The organism is Nostoc sp. (assembly GCF_036919575.1).
In the GTDB taxonomy this organism is placed as follows: domain Bacteria; phylum Cyanobacteriota; class Cyanobacteriia; order Cyanobacteriales; family Nostocaceae; genus Nostoc.
In genome coordinates this window covers 1-21682 of sequence record NZ_JBALBY010000065.1, presented here as the reverse complement: position 1 = coordinate 21682, position 21682 = coordinate 1, and the positions used below count along the sequence as shown (strand labels likewise).

At 42.2% G+C, this 21682-nt stretch carries 19 protein-coding genes; 6 read left to right on the top strand and 13 right to left on the bottom strand.

Going from position 1 to position 21682, the window contains the following annotated elements; translation table 11 throughout:
• Positions 1–495 precede the first annotated feature (495 nt).
• Together rimO and V7K27_RS17585 are read left to right on the top strand one after the other, a co-directional pair.
• Positions 496–1815, top strand: a complete 1320-nt coding sequence (rimO, locus tag V7K27_RS17590) for a 30S ribosomal protein S12 methylthiotransferase RimO (protein WP_334949371.1) — start codon at positions 496–498, stop codon at positions 1813–1815.
• 241 nt (positions 1816–2056) lie between these two features.
• Positions 2057–3589: a DEAD/DEAH box helicase gene (locus V7K27_RS17585; protein WP_334949406.1), complete on the top strand. Its 1533-nt coding sequence runs from the start codon at positions 2057–2059 to the stop codon at positions 3587–3589.
• A 311-nt stretch (positions 3590–3900) separates the two neighbouring features.
• Here the strand turns inward: V7K27_RS17585 and V7K27_RS17580 are convergent, their stop codons facing one another.
• From V7K27_RS17580 to dpdE, 8 genes are all read right to left on the bottom strand, one after another.
• Positions 3901–4848, bottom strand: a complete 948-nt coding sequence (locus V7K27_RS17580) for an aldo/keto reductase (protein ID WP_334949369.1) — start codon at positions 4846–4848, stop codon at positions 3901–3903.
• A gap of 337 nt (positions 4849–5185) precedes the next feature.
• Complete coding sequence (locus V7K27_RS17575) at positions 5186–5410, bottom strand: hypothetical protein (RefSeq protein ID WP_334949367.1); 225 nt, start codon at positions 5408–5410, stop codon at positions 5186–5188.
• A gap of 714 nt (positions 5411–6124) precedes the next feature.
• Positions 6125–7075: an AAA family ATPase gene (locus V7K27_RS17570; protein ID WP_334949365.1), complete on the bottom strand. Its 951-nt coding sequence runs from the start codon at positions 7073–7075 to the stop codon at positions 6125–6127.
• Between the two features lie 304 nt (positions 7076–7379).
• Positions 7380–8474 (bottom strand): DUF4350 domain-containing protein, encoded by a 1095-nt coding sequence (locus V7K27_RS17565; RefSeq protein WP_334949363.1) that lies wholly within the window; start codon positions 8472–8474, stop codon positions 7380–7382.
• A 22-nt stretch (positions 8475–8496) separates the two neighbouring features.
• Positions 8497–9048 carry an ATP-binding protein gene (locus V7K27_RS17560; RefSeq protein WP_334949361.1) on the bottom strand — a complete coding sequence of 184 codons (552 nt, stop codon included), beginning with the start codon at positions 9046–9048 and terminating at the stop codon, positions 8497–8499.
• Positions 9049–9186: 138 nt separating this feature from the next.
• Entirely contained in the window at positions 9187–9687 is a 501-nt protein-coding gene (locus V7K27_RS17555; RefSeq protein ID WP_334949359.1) for a DUF3850 domain-containing protein, read from the bottom strand.
• A complete protein-coding gene (locus V7K27_RS17550; RefSeq protein WP_334949357.1) occupies positions 9677–11194 on the bottom strand; it encodes a GNAT family N-acetyltransferase in 1518 nt (505 codons plus the stop codon). Before V7K27_RS17550 ends, V7K27_RS17555 begins: the two co-directional genes overlap by 11 nt.
• Positions 11195–11519: 325 nt before the next feature.
• Complete coding sequence (dpdE, locus tag V7K27_RS17545) at positions 11520–14822, bottom strand: protein DpdE (protein ID WP_334949355.1); 3303 nt, start codon at positions 14820–14822, stop codon at positions 11520–11522.
• Between the two features lie 383 nt (positions 14823–15205).
• Between dpdE and V7K27_RS17540 the strand changes: the two genes are divergently transcribed.
• The 3 genes from V7K27_RS17540 (at position 15206) to V7K27_RS17530 (ending at position 16408) form a co-directional block, all read left to right on the top strand.
• Positions 15206–15460: an RNA-binding S4 domain-containing protein gene (locus V7K27_RS17540; RefSeq protein ID WP_334949353.1), complete on the top strand. Its 255-nt coding sequence runs from the start codon at positions 15206–15208 to the stop codon at positions 15458–15460.
• A 47-nt stretch (positions 15461–15507) separates the two neighbouring features.
• Positions 15508–15924: an alternative ribosome rescue aminoacyl-tRNA hydrolase ArfB gene (gene arfB / locus V7K27_RS17535; protein WP_334949351.1), complete on the top strand. Its 417-nt coding sequence runs from the start codon at positions 15508–15510 to the stop codon at positions 15922–15924.
• 307 nt (positions 15925–16231) lie between these two features.
• Positions 16232–16408, top strand: a complete 177-nt coding sequence (locus V7K27_RS17530) for a hypothetical protein (RefSeq protein ID WP_334949349.1) — start codon at positions 16232–16234, stop codon at positions 16406–16408.
• Positions 16409–16591: 183 nt separating this feature from the next.
• Here the strand turns inward: V7K27_RS17530 and V7K27_RS17525 are convergent, their stop codons facing one another.
• The 5 genes from V7K27_RS17525 to V7K27_RS17505 all read right to left on the bottom strand — a co-directional run bounded on the left by V7K27_RS17525 (position 16592) and on the right by V7K27_RS17505 (position 21120).
• Positions 16592–17146 (bottom strand): pyridoxamine 5'-phosphate oxidase family protein, encoded by a 555-nt coding sequence (locus V7K27_RS17525; RefSeq protein ID WP_334949347.1) that lies wholly within the window; start codon positions 17144–17146, stop codon positions 16592–16594.
• Between the two features lie 101 nt (positions 17147–17247).
• The gene (locus V7K27_RS17520) at positions 17248–17769 is read right to left on the bottom strand and encodes a DUF937 domain-containing protein (RefSeq protein WP_334949345.1); all 522 of its coding nucleotides are present in this window, start codon (positions 17767–17769) and stop codon (positions 17248–17250) included.
• A gap of 166 nt (positions 17770–17935) precedes the next feature.
• Positions 17936–19183 (bottom strand): bifunctional sterol desaturase/short chain dehydrogenase, encoded by a 1248-nt coding sequence (locus V7K27_RS17515; protein WP_334949343.1) that lies wholly within the window; start codon positions 19181–19183, stop codon positions 17936–17938.
• A 120-nt stretch (positions 19184–19303) separates the two neighbouring features.
• Positions 19304–20251, bottom strand: coding sequence for a fatty acid desaturase family protein (locus tag V7K27_RS17510; protein WP_334949341.1), 948 nt, complete (start codon positions 20249–20251; stop codon positions 19304–19306).
• A 245-nt stretch (positions 20252–20496) separates the two neighbouring features.
• Complete coding sequence (locus V7K27_RS17505) at positions 20497–21120, bottom strand: Uma2 family endonuclease (RefSeq protein ID WP_334949339.1); 624 nt, start codon at positions 21118–21120, stop codon at positions 20497–20499.
• A gap of 72 nt (positions 21121–21192) precedes the next feature.
• Here V7K27_RS17505 and V7K27_RS17500 point away from each other — a divergent pair, with 72 nt between their 5' ends.
• Positions 21193–21564, top strand: a complete 372-nt coding sequence (locus V7K27_RS17500; RefSeq protein WP_334949337.1) for a hypothetical protein — start codon at positions 21193–21195, stop codon at positions 21562–21564.
• Positions 21565–21682: the final 118 nt, after the last annotated feature.

Sequence of the window (21682 nt, the reverse complement as noted above, 5' to 3'; positions counted from 1 at the left end):
AACTTGGCTACAAGAGGAGTTTGCCACTCACTAGACGCAAGGCAGCTTTCCGTGGTTTAGGCGTCTTGTCCGCGCACAGTCGTAGGACTTGCCAATCGCCAGGGTAGCATTACTGCTTTATAGGCGTAGTCGCTTTCGTCGATTTCCCTGAGGGTAGCGACTTCTCACAACAAGCCCTTTGGGCGGCTTCCCGATGGGTAGGTTAACAACGCACACGCTGCGGTAATGTAAAATATCAATAGGCGAACTGTTAAAAAACATTACAAGTGTCAAATGTACCCAAAGACACTTCAATTTACCCTGGGGAACAGATTGATAAAAATATCATAACATGACCTCTATTTTTATTATTGATAGGGTCATAAATCCACGCACAGTTAATGACAGTGGGAATTTGCCACTGTACTGTTTTCATGAGGATGCTGATAGCAAAAAAGCAAAAGTTAGCGCCAGAATGTTTGACTAGAAGAAAAAAAATGAAGATATTTTCCAAATATGGGTGACAAGCCAACAATTGCCATTTCTCACTTGGGCTGCGAGAAAAATCGAATTGATACAGAACACATGCTAGGACTGCTGGTAGAAGCAGGCTACGGTGTAGATACAAACGAAGAGTTAGCAGATTACGTTATTGTTAATACATGTAGTTTTATTGAAGCGGCGAGACTTGAATCTGTCAGAACTTTGGTAGAACTGGCAGAGGCAAACAAAAAAATCGTAATTACTGGCTGTATGGCGCAACACTTCCAAGAACAACTTTTGGAGGAGTTACCCGAAGCAGTAGCGGTGGTGGGTACTGGCGATTATCACAAAATTGTAAATGTAATTGAGCGTGTAGAACAAGGCGAGCGGGTCAAACAGGTTAGTATTGAGCCAACCTACATTGCCGACGAAACTACACCGCGCTATCGCACGACAACCGAGGGTGTAGCTTACCTGCGGGTTGCGGAAGGATGTGATTATCGTTGTGCATTTTGTATAATTCCTCATCTTCGAGGGAACCAGCGATCGCGTACTATAGAATCTATAGTCGCCGAAGCGGAGCAGTTAGTTAGTCAAGGGGTAAAGGAAATTATTCTAATTTCCCAAATCACCACTAATTACGGTCTAGATATTTACGGCCAGCCAAAATTAGCCGAATTACTTCGCGCTTTGGGGAAAGTAGATATACCGTGGATCAGAATGCATTACGCTTATCCCACGGGACTGACCCCAGATGTGATCGCGGCGATTCAAGAAACACCTAACGTCTTGCCTTACCTGGATTTGCCCTTGCAGCATTCTCATCCAGAGATCCTCCGCGCCATGAATCGTCCTTGGCAAGGACGCGTAAATGATGGGATTATAGATCGCATCAAAACGGCGCTACCAACAGCCGTATTGCGGACAACATTTATTGTTGGTTTCCCAGGAGAAACAACCGAGCATTTTGAGCATCTACTAGAGTTTGTGCAACGGCATGAATTCGATCATGTTGGTGTCTTCACCTTTTCCTCTGAGGAAGGAACCCCAGCTTACAAGTTACCAAATCACTTGCCCGAATTGGTGATGGACGAGCGCCGATACCAACTTATGGAAATCCAGCAACCGATTTCTCAAAAGAAAAATCAACAGGAAGTAGGCAAAATAGTTGATGTCCTGATTGAGCAAGAAAATCCTGAAAGTGGTGAATTAATCGGTCGTTCAGCTAGATTTTCCCCAGAGGTTGATGGTCTGGTCTATGTCAAAGGTCAGGCAAAGTTAGGAACCATCGTGCCAATAGCGATTCACCACGCTGATACATACGACCTCTATGGTCAAGTAGTCAATAACTAAATTGTCATTTGTCATTTGTCATTTGTCCTTTGTTAAATGACCCTTATAGATTCAACCTTATTCTGAGGTCAACGCTGCAATGGCAGTTTTCATGAGGGTTTACCTGAAACGCTGGCGGACTGGCATAGCCTCTCCAATAGTTGAGGCTGCGCCACTGCCCTTGGCTCACTAATAGCCAATGACTAATGACTAATGACTAATGACTAATCCAAAAATCCTTACAAAAAATTTAGGAGAATTAATGACTCTTTCATTTCAAGAATTAGGCATTTCCCAAGAACGTGTCGAACAACTAGAAAAAATCGGTTTTACTGAACCGACTAACATTCAAGTACAGGCAATTCCCCAATTGCTAGCTGGTCGTGATGTGGTAGGCCAATCTCAAACTGGAACAGGTAAAACCGCAGCATTTTCACTGCCAATCATAGAGCGGCTGGATATTAATCAAAAAGCCGTGCAAGCCATAGTTTTAACACCAACTCGTGAATTAGCAATGCAAGTTCACGATGCGATCGCTCAGTTTATCGGCGATGAAGGATTGCGGGTGTTAGCAATCTACGGTGGTCAATCAATTGACCGCCAAATGTTACAACTCAGACGTGGCGTTCACATGGTCGTGGGCACACCAGGACGGGTGATCGATTTGCTCGATCGCGGCTGTTTAAAGCTGGATCAAGTGAAGTGGTTTGTGTTAGATGAAGCTGATGAAATGTTGAGCATGGGCTTTATTGATGATGTGGTGAAAATCCTCTCTCAAGCGCCCGTAGATCGCCAAACAGCTTTATTCTCGGCAACAATGCCACCATCGATTCGGATGTTGGTGAATAAGTTCTTGCGATCGCCTGCAACTGTCACCGTTGAGCAGCCAAAAGCCTCTCCCAACAAGATTAATCAGGTAGCTTACTTGATCCCCCGCCACTGGACAAAAGCCAAAGCTTTACAGCCGATTCTGGAAATGGAAGATCCAGAAACAGCTTTAATCTTTGTCCGCACCAGACGCACAGCCGCCGAACTCACCAGTCAGTTACAATCTGCTGGTCATAGTGTGGATGAATACCACGGTGACTTGTCCCAACAAGCGCGGGAACGCTTATTACTCAGATTCCGTAACCGTCAAGTCCGTTGGGTGGTAGCAACTGATATTGCTGCACGAGGGTTAGATGTCGATCAACTCTCCCATGTGATCAATTACGACTTACCCGATAGTGCAGAAACCTACGTCCATCGCATTGGTCGTACTGGTCGTGCTGGTAAAGAAGGAACGGCAATTTCTTTAGTACAACCATTTGAGCGCCGCAAGCAGCAAACATTTGAACGTCATAACCGCCAAAATTGGCAAGTGCTGACGATTCCCACACGCGCCCAGATTGAAGCAAAACACATTCTGAAATTGCAAGAACTGGTGCGAGAAGCTTTGACAGGTGAGCGTTTGGCTTCATTCTTGCCAATTGTCAGCGAACTGATTGAAGAATACGATGCTCAGGCGATCGCCGCCGCAGCACTACAAATCGCTTACGATCAAACTCGTCCCGCTTGGTTGAACTCAGACGTGGAAATTCCCCAAGAGGAATCTTCTGCTCCCAAACCCAGAGTGGGCAAACGTCGTGAATCTTCCAGCGATCGCCCTCGTTCTGCGTGGAAATCAGATAGCAGCAATGGAGATGAAGAAAGACATGCTTCTCCTAAGCCCAAACTGCGGACAAGTGGTCGTGAGTCTTCTGCATCCCCTAGTAAAAAGCTAGGTTCACCTACAGCTAGAGAATCAGCTTCTTAGTCAACAGTTAATCAATTTTGGATTTTAGATTTGAGATTTTTTCTTCAATCCAAAATCCAAGTTTTACTGGAAGCGCACCAAAGATGCGACCCAAAATCTAAAATCGGCAGAGTTGAGAGTTAAGAGTCAAGAGTTAAGATTTTGACTTTAGACTCTTGACTTTTTGGCTTTTTTGGTAACTTCTTCTACCAGTTTGTAGAAAGATAAATTAGAATAGGCTTGGGTTAAGGCTTAACTCTTTGTCAAAGTCAATTTTTTTTAACGAACCGCAAAGGACGCTTGGCCGCCTGTGTTTGAGTAGTTCAAAAATACTATAGCCAAGGACGACTAACTTGTTCTAATTCTCCAATTTCATCATCGCTCAATCTCCAGCCCAAAGCACCAGCATTCTGACGCACTTGTTCGGCTGTCTTCACCCCAGCAATCGGAATAACGTTACCCTGAGCAATTAACCAGTTGAGAGCAACTTGAGCAGGAGTGCGATCGTATTTTTCCCCGAAGTTGCGTAGCAAAGATATGACTGGGGCAATTTTTTGCAGACCTTCTTTCTTAAATCGCGCGTCTATTTTCCTCGCGCCACTGGGGGTTTCAGCACCATCAATACTGTACTTGCCAGTGAGTAATCCTTGTGCTAAAGGACTATAAGCCAAAATAGTCACACCCAAATCACGGGCAGTTGTGATAATACCTTGACTTTCAACTTGGCGACTGAGTAAAGAATAGCGTACTTGGTTCACAGCCAAAGGTACTCCACGGACTGCCAATATTTGATGCGCGTCTCGCATTTGCTCTGCTGAGTAATTACTCACACCAACTGCGGCAATTCTACCCCGCTTCACTTCATCCGCGAGGGCATTCATCAAGGTTTTTTGACTTAAAAAGAAGGCAAAAGGCCAATGCACTTGGTACAGGGCGATTTGCTGTAATTGTAGGCGTTTGAGGCTGGCTGTTAAAGCATCAGAGACGGATTGGGCTGTAAATCGCCACGGTAGGGGGCCAAATTTTGTGGCAATTTGCACAGATTGTTGTGTCTGTTGCAGAAATTGCCCCAAAAATTTCTCGCTTTTTCCCATTCCGTAGACTTCCGCAGTATCGAAGAAGGTAACACCAGCTTCTAAGGCTGCTGTAAAGGCTTCTTGTAACTGTTCTGGACCGTAGCGATCGCCATAATTCCAAAAGAATTTATCACCCCAAGCCCAAGTGCCTATGCATAAGGGTGTAACTGCTGGGCCATTTTGCCCCAATGTGATGGTTTCCACGGTTGCAAAATTTAATTTATATTTCTTTACTTTTATAGTGTATCGAAATGGTTGATGCAATATCTTCACAGTGCTGCATCTACGCCCGTCGTAGCGATCGCGGCTTGCATAAAGATTTACAAATTACACTTGACAATATATCTATTCTCAGAATTACGGGAGGCTAATATAGCGTTTCCTGGTACAGCTTAACCTCACCCCGATAAAGCTGTGCTTCATCTCCCCTCTCCGAACTCACGGAGAGGGGTTGGGGGTGAGGTTTTGATCTGATGTACTTCATGCACCTGGGAACCGCTATAACCTCCTTTTTATGAAAGTTAAGTGTATTTACTTATATTTAGGAATTAGATGATTTCTCCTGCTTGGCTTTTTTGATTAATTCCATGTAGACATTAATCTCACTAATTTCTAAATCATGCTCAACTCTAGTTACTCTCCATTTCTCCTTTTTGAGGTAAACTTCCTCTCCTATTCTGGGAGTAAATTGGAGATCATAGAACTTTTTTAGAAAATCTTTTTGGTTCTCTTCCCATAATATTACTTTGACTACTTCTTTACTCATTGGTAATCCCTTTTTTGTTCCTAAATGAAAGTCAGTAGTTTGATGACATACATAAGGCAAGTTTATCTTACTAATTTAATCGAATAGCGTAGTTAAAACCACATTCTTTACATTAATATTTTTATCGGAAAATTTGGGTCTAAAACCCCGTCCTTCTAGGACGGCTTTATATTACAATATGGATGGTCACTGACCCACCCGCGACGCAGACGGAACAGACAGCCTAAACGTGACGAAATCTGGTTTAGACCAGTGGCGCAGAAAGCTCGGTAGACCGGGAAAAGAGGACAGGGCAATGGACAGTCCAACCCTTGAATCAAGCAACAACAAATATTTTTTTGTTGAGGAACGACGCATAAGAACCGCTCTTCTCTTGCGGGGATAGTCTGTGGAGCGACCATAAGACCATAAACTCCTTTCTTGGTGGAGGCAGGTGCTAAGAAGCAGAAACCTAAATCGTGAGGTTTGGGAATCTTCGCCGTAGAACGGCGGAGAGGATGTCAAGTGGCTTGATTACGTCCGATAAAGTTATAGCGCAATACCATAACTCTCAATTGAACTGATCGTGATTGAACATCGCTTGCACCAATTGATCTGTAGGCAATGCAGTAGAAATACTCATGAAAAGCCACCCGACGACGTGAACCCAAGTAGTTACGGAGTAAGAGTTGTAGCGATGTTAAGTTATGTATTAAACTCTTACAAAGAATTTTTTCACCTGGGAACTGGAACTTGATTAATTACCGACGCAATTACCGCATCAATTTGTAAACCATCCAGCATCGCTTCTGGTTTCAAAATCAGGCGATGACGTAGCAGTGGCGATGCAACTGCTTTAACATCATCTGGTGTGACAAAATCTCTTGCAGCTAACCACGCTAGGGCTTGAGATGTCTGCAACCAAGCACCGGCGGCGCGAGGCGATGCACCCAAAGTTAAATCAGGATATTGACGCGATGTTCTCACCAACGCTAACAAATAATCAACGATCGCTTCTGATACTTTAACTTCTTTGACTGCTTGGCGGGCTTGCAAAATGTCGGCTACTGTTGCGATTGGTTTCAACCGGTTAATATCCAAACGCCGTGCTGCAAAACCCGCCTGACGATTAAGTAACATTTGCTTTTCGGCAGCTAAATCGGGATAATCTACCACCAGCTTAAATAAAAATCTGTCCAACTGCGCCTCTGGTAAAGGATAAGTCCCCTCAAATTCCAGGGGATTTTGGGTTGCAATCACCCAAAATAAATCTGGTAAGGGTAAACTTTCACCATCCAGTGTTACCTGCATCTCTTCCATCGCTTCCAATAGCGCCGCTTGTGTCTTGGGAGGAGTACGGTTAATTTCGTCTGCTAACAGTATTTCGGTAAATATTGGCCCTTTTTTCAAAGTGAAATTGCGGCTATTCAAGTCAAAAATATTTGTACCAGTAATATCTGAAGGTAAGACATCTGGTGTTAGTTGAATCCGGCGAAACTCCCCTTGGATTAACTGCGCCAACACTTTTACTAAAAGGGTTTTACCAGTTCCCGGTACTCCTTCCAAAATTATGTGTCCACCCGCTAGTAGTGCTACTAAGACTTGTTGTATTAGGCTAGATTGTCCGACAACTACTTGATTAAGACCTTGACCAAGGCGAATTAAGATAGGATGGGTTTCGCTCATATTTTTTTATTGATAAGGGATTTCTAAATAAACGAACCACAGAGACGCAGAGAACACAGAGAGAGGAGAAATAGAGAGGATTTTTGCGTCAGTTTGGGGATATTTTTTTATTTAGAAGTCCCTAAATAACCAACGCACAAATATTATGCAGGACTTACGCACTCAAAACCTGAAACCTAGATCCCCCCTAACCCCCCTTAAAAAGGGGGGAACCTTAAAAGCCCCCTTTTTAAGGGGGTTGGGGGATCTCTTGTGCGTAAGTCCTATTATGCATAATTCCAAAAAATTAATTACGAATTACGAATTACGAATTACGAATTAATCTAATGGTTCGCCATTTAACCAACCAGCTTAACAGCTCTTGTTCACTGATGGGTTGTTTGCGAGATTGTAGCTTTAAAACTGCATTTAGTTCTGCTGCACTTGCGCCTGTTTTTTCTATCCAGAAATTGATTAAGGCTTGAGGTTCTAAAAGTACTTGCCCTAATCCCAAGGCTTTTTGGAGTTGTAGTTGTTCTTGTTTACCCACCATCTGTACAACAAAGTCGGCGGTTTCAGCTTTCTGCAACACTCCCGCTAAAGCTTGGATGTATGCCTCGCTGTTATCTACAACTGGTGTATCTAAAGCTACTGGCTTACCAAAACGGCGATTCTGCGCCCAAATTAGCACCAATAGCAAGATACCTACTTGCACTAATATTGGAAATAAGGGAGTTTTAGCAAAAAAACTAGATAAATCTCCTTCGCGTTCTTTCTTCCTGACATCGGCATCTTTATAGCCGTGGATGTATTCATCGACAAATACTGTGTTACCTTTTTCAGTTACTAAATTGGCTAGATACTTGAAATTACTTAAATTATCTTGGTAGGCGTTGGCGGCTAAATAAGGAGTGGTAGAAAAAATCACCTTTCCTTGTTTGTAATTTTCTTCCCAGACAATAGCACCAAAGCGATCGCCTAAATCAACTTGCTTAGAGTTAGCTTTCTTATATCGTCTACGTGTATCAATTTTGATATCACCTTGGGCGGATTTTTGCATCGTGCTAAACTGCGCTTCTGTAACCCGCGCCCCTGTACCCAAAATTACCAAAGTATTCCCTTTTTCTATCCATTCACGCTCTTGACTATCGAGTATAGTCTCCCTTGGATAGCCGCCTACCTGTAGGATGGTAATTGGGCTGTTCTCTGGCTGAATCTCACTAAAAGGCTTTTGCCAGCGCTTGATAGAAATTCCCTGCTGTTGCATAAAAGCATACCAAGCACCATAGCCATCGGGGGCGCGGTTATAAGTAGAGCCACTGTTAATTTTAGTATTATTGGGAGCCGCGAACAAACTAAGTAAAACGATCGCAGCGAGTGCGATCGCTCCCATCCAAGCAAGGCGATTTGAACGTTTCATTATACTAAGGCTGAGGAAATTCTCATTCCGATACTCCTTGAGCCACTAGACCTTCAATAAAAGTGTATATTTTGTCCTCGCACTTACTAGCATTACACATTAGATAGGGAATGTTTAATTTATCCCTGATGTACTCAGCGTAATAAATTTCTTGTTCTTGAAAAGAGCGGAGCAGAGCTAGATTATGTTTAATACTATCTCTTGAGCTTAAACGAGTATAAATATTTTCAGGTTCGTCAACTAAAAGAATAATAGCACTAGGGCAAATGCCTTCATATGTTGAGTATGGAATTTTAGTGATTTCATTATCCTTGTTTAAGAGGCAAAAATGCCCATCAATTAAATACGTGTTGTCATTCTTTAAATACTTGCTTATCGCTTTTACTAGAATGTCTTGATTCTCAGCAATATTCTCAACTTGTTTGTTACGAACATGTTCCTCTGCATTTTCTCTGGCAATCAGATTGCTCGCTGAAAAATGTTCGATATTAAATCTTGATTTTATCTTTTTACAAAGGGTTGTTTTACCAACACCATGCACTCCACCGACGAAAATTATTTTCCCTTTTACCATATTGTTTATTTATTAAAAAACAACAAAAATGATGATTTTTAAATTTACACAACGATTTACTGACCCGTCAACTTTACACACTTGACCACGCAATCATTTTATTTAGCGCCGAAAGTCGAATAAAATTAATAGGCTCTCTTATTGCAATGCAAATAAACTCAACTGTTCACTTAGTCTCCCTTCCTGCATTAACTGATTTCTTCCCTTATTAAGTGCATCAATCCATTCGGACTTAATGTACCAATCATGACGCCAGTTGATTGTGGCTTGTGGTGGTGTAAAATTAGGACAAGTTTCGTGTATTTGTTTCAGAGAAATTGAAGGGAAAAGAAAGCTTTGATATATAAAAGTACCGTATGCAAATTCACAGTTTTCAAAATATATATCATAGAACTCTTTGTCTACTCCCAGAATGTGGTGATACTTACTCCACATCTTCGAGACAGGTAAGGATATAGTTTTATCAGCAACAAAACCTCCCTTTATAATAGAATCAGGTGTTGTTTCGTACAAAAGAATTAGATCACCTAATTCAATCCCAATTGAACGTTTTCGCAACTCGATTTTTTTACTACCATCAATAATACGTTCAGCGTAAATTCGCTTGATGCTTAGAGCTTTGATGTGTTTAACCTGCATAAAGACCTCCAAGTTTAACGGCTATTCTATAACGTTCTATACGAAGGCTGTGCATTGTTTGCGGTGGCCCATTGAGAACACCATTGCTAAGTAAGTCATTTAGATGAACTACTTGACTAAGTGGCATTAGGAAATCGAACTCAACAGCGTGCCGTTCTTGTTCCTCACTACCGATCTCTTCTAAGGTGAGAACACCCTTCATACCTAAATCACTATACAGTTTAGTGGGTGTTCCAATGTATCGATTAACAATTCTGGCGATCGCTACTATACCAGATATAGGACGGCTGGCATAGAACAATATTAATGATCCTCTCATGTCATCTTGTTTACAACTACATCGTCCATAGTAAACCGTCTTGCCAGCTTGAAATATCTGAATCAAGAATTGAGGGCGAATTGGTATAACATAAGCTGTTTGAGGAGTGTAGACTGACTCTGCTGGATAAGTCAAGTTGAGCCAAGAATCAAGAGAGAATTGGTTAATTAAACTACCATTAGAAGCACTTAGCCGAACTGTTGCATCGTTAAACTGAATTTGTTCAACTTCTTCTCTACCCGCAGGATTATAAGAAGTCGATATTATTGATGGAAATAGAATCTTTGCCTTATTTATTGCGTCTAAACTACTCTTATCAGATTCATAAAAGAATAGTTTCGTTAAGAACCATTCCGGTTGATGACCTTCACGTTCGTATATTTCACGCCCTATGCCTTCTACCCAGAACCCGTAACGTTCAAAGAATTTAACGAGTTCGACTCTGGCTGTGGTAACAAAGGCTCTTCTAATACGTTCTGATTTCCATTGCTCAAAACAAGTTAAGATTAAGTTTCTTCCGATACCACTACGTCGATAATTATCAGTAACAAAAAGAGTTGATAGTTTAGCTATTCCATTCCCTTTCGGCTTCCAAATAGCAACTCCAATAGCCTGTCTATCTCTATAAGCTACGTTAAAAACAGCATCTGAACTGCTCATTGTTCTATCGAACCATTGAGGAAAGCCTGGATAAAGCGGAGATAGTTCATCATCAAGGACTTTGACTAATTCGATCTCACGCCTAAACTCGCTGCCACTAAGCTTTCTTACCCCAAATGCAGAAACGATAGAATCGAATGAGTCTCCTTCAATATCTCTTCGTCCCCCACCTAATTCTGAGAAATCATCAATGATTACAGCTCGATAAATCCTATCTAGGAAATCCTGTAATTCTTTTTGATTGGGAAACTTAAACCACTCGATCCCAGGTGCTTCTGAAATATGATATCCCTGATTTTTCAATTGGGAATGAATTGTTGTTTCCACCCACTCGCCCGGAACTTTGACTGCACCTAACAATTTAGGTTCTTCTGGATGTGAAGTTCTAATCTGTCCACGTATACGCTGCAATGCTAATTCTTTAAGATCAGCATCAATACTGCCAGAAGTTCTGCCAATTTTAACTCGTGGCTGTTCCCGCAGATACGAAGGAAATGAATAAATGTAAAGAACTATCTGAATCTCCATACTTTATGCATGACTAACATAATGCTGCCTTCCTTTACTGAGTAGAAATAAGCAAAGGCGTTAGGCTACATATTATAACTAAATCACGAGTTTCAGCTGCAATTGTCAACTGCTTACACTAATTTAACCGCAAGCGCGAACGATAACGAGAATAAAAACCCACCTCACCCCTTTTTGCCGGTGGGTTTAGCGCGGATATTATGGCCATTTATCCGCAGATAATAAGTTGATGTGCAGCTAAATTGTATAACACGAAAACCCAAAAATATTGTAGTGCGGGCATCTTGCCCGCGTCCAATATACAAATTAAATACGCAACAGCTTATCACTCAAATTGCCCAAGCGATCGCCCCGATACAATAATGAAACCGACAGAATCAAGCCTCAGAAGCGGCTGACGAATTCCCTCTAGAATGGCTGCATTTAAAGCAGTTTCTATCTTCAATTCTTCAGCTAATGCATTATCCCAACTTTGCTGGTTCAAGCGCAGGCGTAATTGTTCTACTCGATTGTCTAATTTCTTTTGGGCAACCTCAGCACAACTTTGGCATAAGTCAATAAAATCTGGACGATTGGAGAGCAATTCCGAAGAAGTGTTACGCACTTGATAGCAAAAGTTTTGCCATTTACTAGGGTCAACAAAATCGTCAATAATTCCTAAGCGTTCTTTTGCTAGATTGTAATCTCGTCCTTGATTATTGTTTTTATCTTTATATGGACGTTGCAGAATACTTAAGAGTGCTTTATCCTCAACAACACGTATTTGCTCATTGCGACCATCAACATAGATAGTTTCTATAATTGGCGGAAATAGAGCATCAACACGTCGCTGCAAGATTTTGAATTGAGAATTATCTAGTTTGTAATCGATTAAAACTTGTTTGACATTTTTTAAATTTGTTTCGACTACATAATTGCATTGGAAACCGAACCACTCCTTCCCTTCTTTAGCATCCCAAGATGCATCAGTGCGCCACATCGCAAAGGCTTCACCTCGGTCATCCCAGTTTATATAGTTCAAGAGCGCTTCTACAAATCCTTCCCCAATCCGAAAAAGTTTAATCCCAGAATTCTGATTTGCTACCCGACGATTATAAGTACCAAATTGGTCTAAAGAACTATCAGCAAAACGGTTTTTTAACTCATTTATGGGCACCAAAGTACGCGTTGTCGGTTGATAACGTCGCATCTCTGATGAATCTGGGTTATTTTGTCCCCTAAATCCTAGCGCGTCACAAATCCAGCCTTCAATTGCTCGCTTAATTTCTAGATGACGAGCATCGTAATTATCTAAATCTTGAAAATACTGGGTTGCAATTTCATCGTTAGCGTCAATTTCATCTAGAGTATTTTGTTCGCTAATTTTCACTATTTCCGCTTCAATTTGCGACTGAATTGGCTCAATCATCTCTAACAATCCAGCCGCACCTGATTCAAACAAAACTGTTTCTAATTCTGCAAGTTTCTCATCGACATAAAACTGTAGACTGGCAATTGATTGTTGAAAAATACCAAATCCATCTTTTAATACTTTATACCAAGCATTGTGAGGGCTATCTTCTAAATAGGGGCCAATCAAGGCACTAGATTGGATACCAATTTTGCTGCCAATGCGGTCAAGTCTGCCAATTCTCTGTTCTAATTGATTCGGCGACCAAGGAAGGTCAAAATGAATTAACCAATCGGCAAACTGGAGATTACGTCCTTCTTCTCCAGAGCGATCGCATACTAAAATAAAGCAGTTGGGGTTATTCTTGAACCTATTTATGCCTTCTTCAACCTTGTCTGGTGATTCCCCAAATTGATGGCTGGCTACTGTCTCTACACCAAAGATATTAGACAAATACCGGACAATTTCGGCACAACTTTGCACAAAACTGGTAAATACAATAAATTTGGGCAGAATATCGCCAGTAATTGGCCTGCGAATTCTCTGCTGTATTCTGGTGAGGAATTCGTTTTGATTCTTCCGAATGTTTGCGGGAATTTTGAAGTAAGTACCTAGCTGATTCAGCAGCAGAGTTTTCAAATTTTCCGTCCGTTCTCCGTCCTCTTGAGGTTGACGAATAACTTTTAGTAAGGATTGTAGAATCTCTTCTTCCCCTGAAAATTTGGGGGTTGTAGTTAATAGGCGAAGATCATCTTCTTTAAACTCCTCGATGAGTTTAGAATCAGGTTTACCACTTAAACGGGCGGCAATTACCTGCTCTAAAATGCCTAACCAAGTACCAGAAGCTAGGAATAACAAGAGAAAAATTCGCTGATACTGCTTTTCATGAGGAGCAACACTACGCCATTGATTGATCAGTTCGTGAATATCAGGCGATCGCTCGTCTAAATCATACTCTTCTTTCGGCGTAAAATTGCGGTCAAATATCACATCTTCCACCGCAGCGCGACGGTTGCGAAGCATTCGCCGATGTAGTCGATAAGTATCGCTGACGTGGACGCGAATCGCCTGGACGATTTGCTCTTGGTTACTAGAATTTGCTTTTTCTAAATCATCCGCCAGCTTCAGTAAATACTTATCCTCAGCAAAGAGGTTTCGCAATTGCTGCAAGTTGCTTTTGAGAACCAGAGGCTCTGCACCTTCTTTAAAAGAAAGCAGAAGTTTACCAATTTCCTGACGGCTTTCAACTTTGGTGCGAAAACCTGCTAAATCATCAAGTTTATAGGTTGTCGGGTCGAGCAAGTGCAACATCGCCAGAAAATCTTGCTCATGATTGAGAACTGGAGTAGCGGATAATAAAAGTAAGCGATCGCTCTTATGAGCAATATTTTTGCAAGTCTCAAAACGCTGGCGAACTGCTGCATCCTTAGAGGTTGCCATTGCTGCGATGTGATGGGCTTCATCTAAAATTAAGCAGCCTATCTTCGCTTTCAGGTTGATTTTATGGATATCTTCAACCGCCAGCACCGCTACCCGTTTGGGAAAATGGGAGATGTAAAACTTGTTTTCTAACTCAGTCCGCCATTGTTTGAGCAAATATTGCGGAACTATGACCACCGCACCTTTTTTTGGTTCATCGAGGAGGAATTGACGCAGAATCGCACCCGCTTCGATGGTTTTTCCGAGTCCCACCTCATCTGCTAGCAAGTAGCGTTGAATTGGGTCTTCCAGTACCCGCCGCACTACTTCAACTTGGTGAGGATAAAGATTAATATTTGCCGAAATCAGTCCCGTCATCCCGCGACTGACAGCGCGTTGCTGAATCAAGGATTTCACGAAAGCCAATCTTTTGTCGTGGAAGTAGGGCGTTTCGTGACCCTTCATCGCCAGAGTTTGGATGGGGTCAGTGTTGGGTAAATTGCAACGAACGTAAATTTCTTCTTCAGTAACAATTGCAGTTTTCTTATCTGGTAAATCAATTTGATACATTTCTGTATCTTCATCCCAGATGAAAATTCTGCCAACTAGCCATTTATCCTGAGTTTGGGACTTGATATAGCATCGAGCTTGTGGTTCAAGCTTGACTTGAGAGAGTGAATTTAAAGGTAAAGTTTTTTGGAGACGTTGCCCGATGGAGCAGAAATACTCAACGTTTGCATCGGTATCAGATATTTCCGTAACTTTTCCGATACCCAAATAGTTATTCTGGGACTGTACCAATAAACCAAGCTTAATCATAGATCCAGTCACCTGAACACACTAAAAGAACCTTCCAGACTAGTTTGTTCACCTATATCTGGCAGTTTTGTCAATCAACATTATAGATTAATAAACTGGTATTACAGTTTTTGTGAGAGCGATCGCTATGACGGACTATTCCAATACAGTTCAGTTAAGCATTTCTTCCTTCTCTCTGTGTTCTCTGCGCCTCTGTGGTTCGTTGTCTCGTTCCCAGTCTCCGACTGGGAATGTCCCTCATTGAGGCTCTGCCTCCCTTACTCGCGGTAGAATCGCAATGAGCAGCATTTGCTAGCCTCTGCCTGGAAACGAGGTTTTAAAAGAGTTTTGGCTTTGCCTTGATAACGCCACGATACAATTAAGGTGATGTAGTTCTATTTACGATGAAGAAAATCAGAGACAACACAATTAAGTTAAATCAATTTTTAAAGTTGATGGGTATAGTACCAACTGGAGGCCAAGCCAAGCTGATGATTCAAGGTGGCGATGTCCAAGTAAACGGTATGCTGGAAACACGACGAGGGCGGCGACTAGTACCGGGTGATAAAGTAACAATAGAAGGACAGACTTTAGAGGTGGATTTAAATAACAATGAAGACCAAGATGTAGTAAGAGATTTTCCCGAACAAACCGAGTAAAGGATTTTTATCCCAAATTGAAAAGTTCCTCTTTTGCCTTGTGAGTAATGCTGCAAATTTCCAACAAAGTTATTATCACACAGAGTGATATTGAAATTAGTGCGATTCGTTCGCAAGGAGCGGGAGGCCAAAATGTGAATAAGGTTTCCACTGCGATTCACTTGCGTTTCAATATTGTGACTTCATCATTACCAGATTATTATAAACAACAGCTTTTAAAGCTGAATGATCGACGCATTACCCAAGAAGGAGTTGTCGTAATCAAAGCGCAGGAACACCGAAGCCAAGAGAACAATCGGGAGTCAGCGTTGAGACGACTTCAAGAACTGATTCAAAGCGCAGTTGTAGTGACGAGAAAACGCAAACCCACTAAACCGACTCGCAGTTCTCAAAGAAAGCGCCTTGACTACAAAAGTAAGCGCGGACAGATTAAGTCTAACAGAGGGCAGGTGACAGATTGTTGATTTAGAAATTAAACTATGGCACTCAATTTGCTTGCAAAATCTTACCAGAGAACTAAGAGGGTGTTTGAAAAGTATTTAGTTGTGATTTTAGGCACTTCTAGATCCCCCCTAACCCCCCTTAAAAAGGGGGGAACCCGAATCAAAGTCCCCCAATTTATCGGGGGATTTAGGGGGATCTAGAACGTTTTGCTACCAAGAAGAGGACTTTTCAAACAACCTCTAAGACTAATTCCTTCTATGGACTGTGGTCAAAGTCATGACTTAGTTGGTTAGCTTGTAGTATAGCAACTATTAAAGGTGAAAAAACATGAATAAGACATTACTAACGATTTTGATGTTTGCACTCTTACTCTTATTCATCATCTCTCCCTTTGCTGCCCTTGCTAGTTTAATGCTGGTAGTGTTAGTTTCGGCGTTTTTCTTTTTACTAGGAAACTTGTTCCAAGCAATAATTGGTGGTGACACCAACCCGAAAGGGTCTTAACAATTCAAAATTCAAAATTCAAAATTAAATTTTGAATTGTTAACTCTTAGGCAGTGGGTTAGGCTTAATATCATGTTCGGGCAATTAAGCATAATACCCGCAACCCCAAAGAGCCAAAACTACGCTTTAGCTCCCCTCCCGAAGAGCGGGGAGGGGTTGGGGGTGGGGTTCTTTTATTCAAATTTAAGGTAATTTACTCAGTGGTGTCGCTAAACCGTCAATGCTGACGAGATTTTTCTGCTGTTGATATTCTCGAACTCCCTCTTCGCCTTTTTTACTAGCCCAGTTTACTAGAGTCTGGCGCTGACCTCGATATTCATAGAGTGGTACGCCAAAACCACAGGAAGTCTGTATTTTTTCAATATCAGCGACGATAATTTGACGAGTTCCAGGTATCGGCAAAAACATCGAGTACAAAGAGTTCCAGTCTGGAGAACTCGGTAAAATCGTGCTTCCTTGACCGTAAAGACGCAAGATACACGCGGGTTCCTCAAAGGCGCAAAACATGAAGGTTATCCGCCCATTTTCTTGCAAATGAGCTGATGTTTCGTTACCACTGCCTGTAAGGTCTACGTAACCTACTCGGTGGGGAGAAAGGATGCGAAAGCAGCCTAAACCTTTAGGAGACATGTTAACATGACCCGTAGAACTCAAGGGTGCAGAGCCAACAAAGAAAAGGTGTTGGGCTGCAATGAAGTCTTGCAGTTCCTCAGTAATACAGTCAAAAAATTTAGACATAGACTGTCTGATTTATGTGGGGAGTGGGTAGAGACGCGATTAATCGCGTCTGTAGCAAGTAGGGGAGTTAGGAGTTAGGAGTTAGGAGTTAGGAACTGTTACTATCTTATATACCGACTAGCCATCTGGATGGCATCAGCGATATCGACATCACCATCGCCATCAGCATCCAAGAAGGAATTCAATACTGGATTTGTGCCAGCTTGGGGATTCTGAGCATTTGCACCTGATTGTAAAAAATTCAGCACCAAAGGTACTGCTAAAGGCAGCAATTGTTGAACTATACCAGCATCCAATCCAGTGCGCTGGGCAGCAACTTCAGCTACCTGCTGTTGTGTGTCAGGAGAAAACAGCGAATCGACGGCTTCGGGGTTAGGTGAAGTACCAGCATATTGATTCACTAGAGTTTGTGTGGCTTCATTACCATCTGTAGCTTGCTTGTCTTGTAAAGCAGAACGCACTTGACCACCTACAATTGACAAAACTGATTGGATGGTAGACGGGTCTGCGCCAGAGCGATCGCTCAACTGCTGTACAGTGTTAACAATACTTCCTAGTTGACCTAAGTTGCCCTGTTGATTAGGATTAGCGATCGCGCCAAGAATTTGATCGAAAAGTCCCATAAGTTTGTTTCTCCCTTTATTCTCAAAAAGCTTGCCAAAACCTACCTCGATTTAACTCACATTAGCAAGTAGATTTACCCTGATGTTTTTCTACCATAATCTGATATCCGTCACCGAACAGCCCAACCCAGGCATCGCTAGCCCTAAACCAGTACCATAACGCATCTTAACTTTTCACTGTTCGGCTAAAAACTCGATAGTATAGCCATGTACTAGTTTCCTTTAAGGGAAACAGCAGATAGGTAAGAGGATTTATCGTCACAATAATATTTCGGAAGTCTCGCCGTGCCAAAAATAAGATACCACGAGCAACTTGCTGTGCAGACATTACTCCATAAGGATTAAGTTGACTCTTAAAAGGGCCAAGAATTAACTTACGAATTACACAATCCCCGTCCAATCGCTTCAGCGTCACAATATCTCCTAGCGCTCGTTTGCTGAGTTCATAAAGCGGACTCAGCGCCGGAGAAACTTCAGCCTCAGAAGTGTTTACCCAAATTTCCTTCGTTGCTTTTGCTTGTGGCCCTATTACAGTTGTCAAAAATATATCCATCAACCGCAATGCTGAAAAGGTATTCACCTCATAGGAGGAGTTGATAGCCTCTGGTGTGCGGCTGGTGTAGACATTCACTCCGTGGTTGATAATTAAAATATCTACTTTCTCTAAACTATCCCTCAGATTGGCTTCATTGCCCAACTGCCAGGGAACCACCTTCACGCCAACTTGCTCTACTAATTTTTCTGGATTAGTGGTTAATGCGACAACTTTAGCATTATTTTTTACCAGTTCAGCCGCTAACGCTTGTCCCAACGCTCCTGATGCTCCGGTTAAAGCGACGGTTTTGCCCTTGAGAGATAGTCCTGTGCCAAGAATTTTATCCACTAAGGGAAAGACACCACTGTAGTAAGCGTTGACATCATCAAAATGATGCCGCCAATGATAAGACCGATTCACCCACCAAATAGATGGAATTGTCTCTAAAGGTCCCGGTAGGTGGTTATAGTCTGTATCAATTTTTCCCTGGAAATACCGCACAGATGCGCCATACAAGAAGGTGCAAGCATAAGCTACTCCCAGCCATAACCCCATTTGTTGGACAATTAAGGCAATGACTACCAATACCACCAGCAGTAGACTCGACTCGAAAATGTCGTGATAGAGCTGGGATTCTTGATAAACTTTCAGGGAAACTATCGATAAATCCCGGCGATAGGCCATGTGGTGCTTGTTGTGCCATTTAGCAAGCCAATTGACTTGGTGACACAAAGCATGGTAACTGTCTCTCAAGACCTCAGCGAGTAAAAGTGAAAAGAGTCCCCAACTAGCAAACTGTAAGCTGGCATTTAGCCAAACCCAATTAATTTGTAATCTTGCTTCAATTCCCATCAAGTTTTCAGTTAGCATTTTTATCATGTCTATATTGGGGAGTGGGGAGTGGGGAGTGGGGAGTGGGGGGATGAGGAAGATGAGGGGGATGAGGAAAATAAGCAATGCCCAATGTCCAATGTCCAATGCCCAATGCCCAATGCCCAATTACAAATTAGTCAAGATATCCCTGTTGACTTTCAGATAGCCAGGTTCAATGTGGGTAAAGTGTTTGCTCAATTGCTGATGTGATTTTGGTAGGGCATGGAACGGAATTGATGTGTACAAATGATGCTCTGCATGAAATGGCATATTCCACATGAAAAATCGTACAGGCCAGAGTGTGAGCGTTGTGCGGGTATTTGTGAGCAGATTTGCGTCAAGAGTGCAACCTGTATGTTCTGCCAGTAGAATAAAACGGAGAATTGGCTGACCGACAAACAGGGGCAGCAGCCAATAGAGGAAAAACCAAGGCTGACCAACTAGAATTGAGATAGCGATCGCACCTGCATAAATACTTAATTGCCATCGTGTAGAACGAATAACTTCGGCTCGTGCTGCTTCTGACACAAATGGACAATCGTCAAATTGACCAGTTGCAATCTGAAAATGCCCACTTACTTTACCCCACCACCACGGTAAACCGCTAATTATCAACAAGTATTTACCCAGGTTACTCGGTTTGAGATCGGTTAGTTCTGGATCTTTGTCAGGAACGCGAGTATAACGGTGGTGCCACTTATGATAACGACGAAAAAAAGTGCTGTTATAAAATGAGAGCAAGCCGGAAAACCAAGCCACAGCATCATTCAAACGATTGTTAGCGAAAGCCGTTCTGTGAACGCATTCATGCATCGGTGCAAACATCGAAGCCAGACTGAAGCCGTAGATTACCAGTGCTGGTATAGCTACCGACCAATTACCAAAGTTTGTTGACCACAAGTAGCCACTGCAACTCATAACAGTGAGATGAAAAACTAGTTGAACTAGCCCCTTGGTGTTGGAGCGATCGTTTAGAAGACTTAATTCTTGTACAGTGAGAATCTGACCGAGGTTTTGCTCGTTATCCGCTTTGTAATCCAATAATTCAGATTGAATAATTGCGTCATTAGACATAATTTTAAGTAGGTCGGCGTGAACAATTGCGCGTGGGTTCCCTTCTGATATCATGTCCGCTAGCATACCCATAATAAAAGAACCCCACCCCCAACCCCTCCCCGCTCTTCGGGAGGGGAGCTAAAGCGCAGCTTTGGCGGGGTGGGGTTCCGGGTATTATGCTTAATTGCCCGAACATGATATGACTCCTGAATTCTGACTCCTGAATTCTGACTCCTGATGTAATTTTAATAGACACCGTGAATTTAGCTGACCACACCAGCGCGAAAAATTTGTTCTGCGGTTAAATTCAACTCTGGGAAAGTTGGTGATTGGATACGCTCATTACCTCGAAATTTACTAATAAGATACTCACCTTCTTCCAAACAGTAAACCAAGATAGTAGGTTGTTTTGGCTTGCCAATGAATTCCCTACCGCCCAATGCGGCATAGTCCACAATCCAGTATTCAGGAATTCCCATTTGTTCATAGTCAGCGTATTTTTTATGGTAATCATCACGCCAATTAGTACTCACTATCTCCACCACTAAAGGAATAGATGCGGCAAAGCTTACAGTAGATGCTTTTTTCCATAGAGGTTCGTTTACTAAATTAGGCTGATTTAATATAAGGACATCTGGTGAATAAGCTGATTCGTTTTCAAGTGGTTTGACGAATGCTGCTTTTGGGATGAGATAGGGAAGATTTAATCGGTCTAATTCAACACTAAGTTTTCTAACTAAAAATCCAACGACCTCTTCATGGTCGCCTACTGGTTGTGCCATCTCAACAATTACTCCATCATGCAGTTCATAACGCCGTTGTGGGTTGTCTGGGTATTGAGCAACAAATTCATCGAATGTAACTAGTTTGCGTAAGGCTTGAGTCATGGCTTTATTCCTCAAAGCAAAACTGATATGAGCGTGAAGAAGGCAGGAGGTAAGGAGATCGGGGCGATAAAAATGACTTATTCTAAGCGTATTGCAATTTTAATGCTTGTTCATCCTTTGAACTCCGTTAACGAGTCTTTGAACTGGATGAATCCACCTTTGAACTCCGTTAACGAGTCTTTGAACTGGATGAATCCACCTTTGATACTCGTTAACGAGTCTTTGAACTGGATGAATCCACCTTTGATACTCGTTAACGAGTCTTTGAACTGGATGAATCCACCTTTGAACTCCGTTAATGAGTCTTTGAACTGGATGAATCCACCTTTGAACTCCGTTAATGAGTCTTTGAACTGGATGAATCCACCTTTGAACTCCGTTAACGAGTCTTTGAACTGGATGACGAGCCTTTTAACTCCATTACAGCTATTTTCAGGTAAATAGACCACGCGGTAGGGGCACAGCATTGCTCATTGGTGTCAACTTAAGCCCAAACGCTTATCCCACAGGCGTTTTACCCCCCTTAATCCCCCCTTATAAAGGGGGGAAAAAAATCCAGTTC

Bases quoted from the DNA above. Each gene is read 5' to 3' on its own strand.
- rimO (WP_334949371.1), top strand. From the start codon at position 496: ATGGGTGACAAGCCAACAATTGCCATTTCTCACTTGGGCTGCGAGAAA.
- V7K27_RS17585 (WP_334949406.1), top strand. From the start codon at position 2,057: ATGACTCTTTCATTTCAAGAATTAGGCATTTCCCAAGAACGTGTCGAA.
- V7K27_RS17575 (WP_334949367.1), bottom strand. From the start codon at position 5,410: ATGAGTAAAGAAGTAGTCAAAGTAATATTATGGGAAGAGAACCAAAAA.
- V7K27_RS17570 (WP_334949365.1), bottom strand. From the start codon at position 7,075: ATGAGCGAAACCCATCCTATCTTAATTCGCCTTGGTCAAGGTCTTAAT.
- V7K27_RS17565 (WP_334949363.1), bottom strand. From the start codon at position 8,474: ATGAAACGTTCAAATCGCCTTGCTTGGATGGGAGCGATCGCACTCGCT.
- V7K27_RS17560 (WP_334949361.1), bottom strand. From the start codon at position 9,048: ATGGTAAAAGGGAAAATAATTTTCGTCGGTGGAGTGCATGGTGTTGGT.
- V7K27_RS17555 (WP_334949359.1), bottom strand. From the start codon at position 9,687: ATGCAGGTTAAACACATCAAAGCTCTAAGCATCAAGCGAATTTACGCT.
- V7K27_RS17550 (WP_334949357.1), bottom strand. From the start codon at position 11,194: ATGGAGATTCAGATAGTTCTTTACATTTATTCATTTCCTTCGTATCTG.
- dpdE (WP_334949355.1), bottom strand. From the start codon at position 14,822: ATGATTAAGCTTGGTTTATTGGTACAGTCCCAGAATAACTATTTGGGT.
- V7K27_RS17540 (WP_334949353.1), top strand. From the start codon at position 15,206: ATGAAGAAAATCAGAGACAACACAATTAAGTTAAATCAATTTTTAAAG.
- arfB (WP_334949351.1), top strand. From the start codon at position 15,508: ATGCTGCAAATTTCCAACAAAGTTATTATCACACAGAGTGATATTGAA.
- V7K27_RS17530 (WP_334949349.1), top strand. From the start codon at position 16,232: ATGAATAAGACATTACTAACGATTTTGATGTTTGCACTCTTACTCTTA.
- V7K27_RS17525 (WP_334949347.1), bottom strand. From the start codon at position 17,146: ATGTCTAAATTTTTTGACTGTATTACTGAGGAACTGCAAGACTTCATT.
- V7K27_RS17520 (WP_334949345.1), bottom strand. From the start codon at position 17,769: ATGGGACTTTTCGATCAAATTCTTGGCGCGATCGCTAATCCTAATCAA.
- V7K27_RS17515 (WP_334949343.1), bottom strand. From the start codon at position 19,183: ATGATAAAAATGCTAACTGAAAACTTGATGGGAATTGAAGCAAGATTA.
- V7K27_RS17510 (WP_334949341.1), bottom strand. From the start codon at position 20,251: ATGTCTAATGACGCAATTATTCAATCTGAATTATTGGATTACAAAGCG.
- V7K27_RS17505 (WP_334949339.1), bottom strand. From the start codon at position 21,120: ATGACTCAAGCCTTACGCAAACTAGTTACATTCGATGAATTTGTTGCT.
- V7K27_RS17500 (WP_334949337.1), top strand. From the start codon at position 21,193: ATGACTTATTCTAAGCGTATTGCAATTTTAATGCTTGTTCATCCTTTG.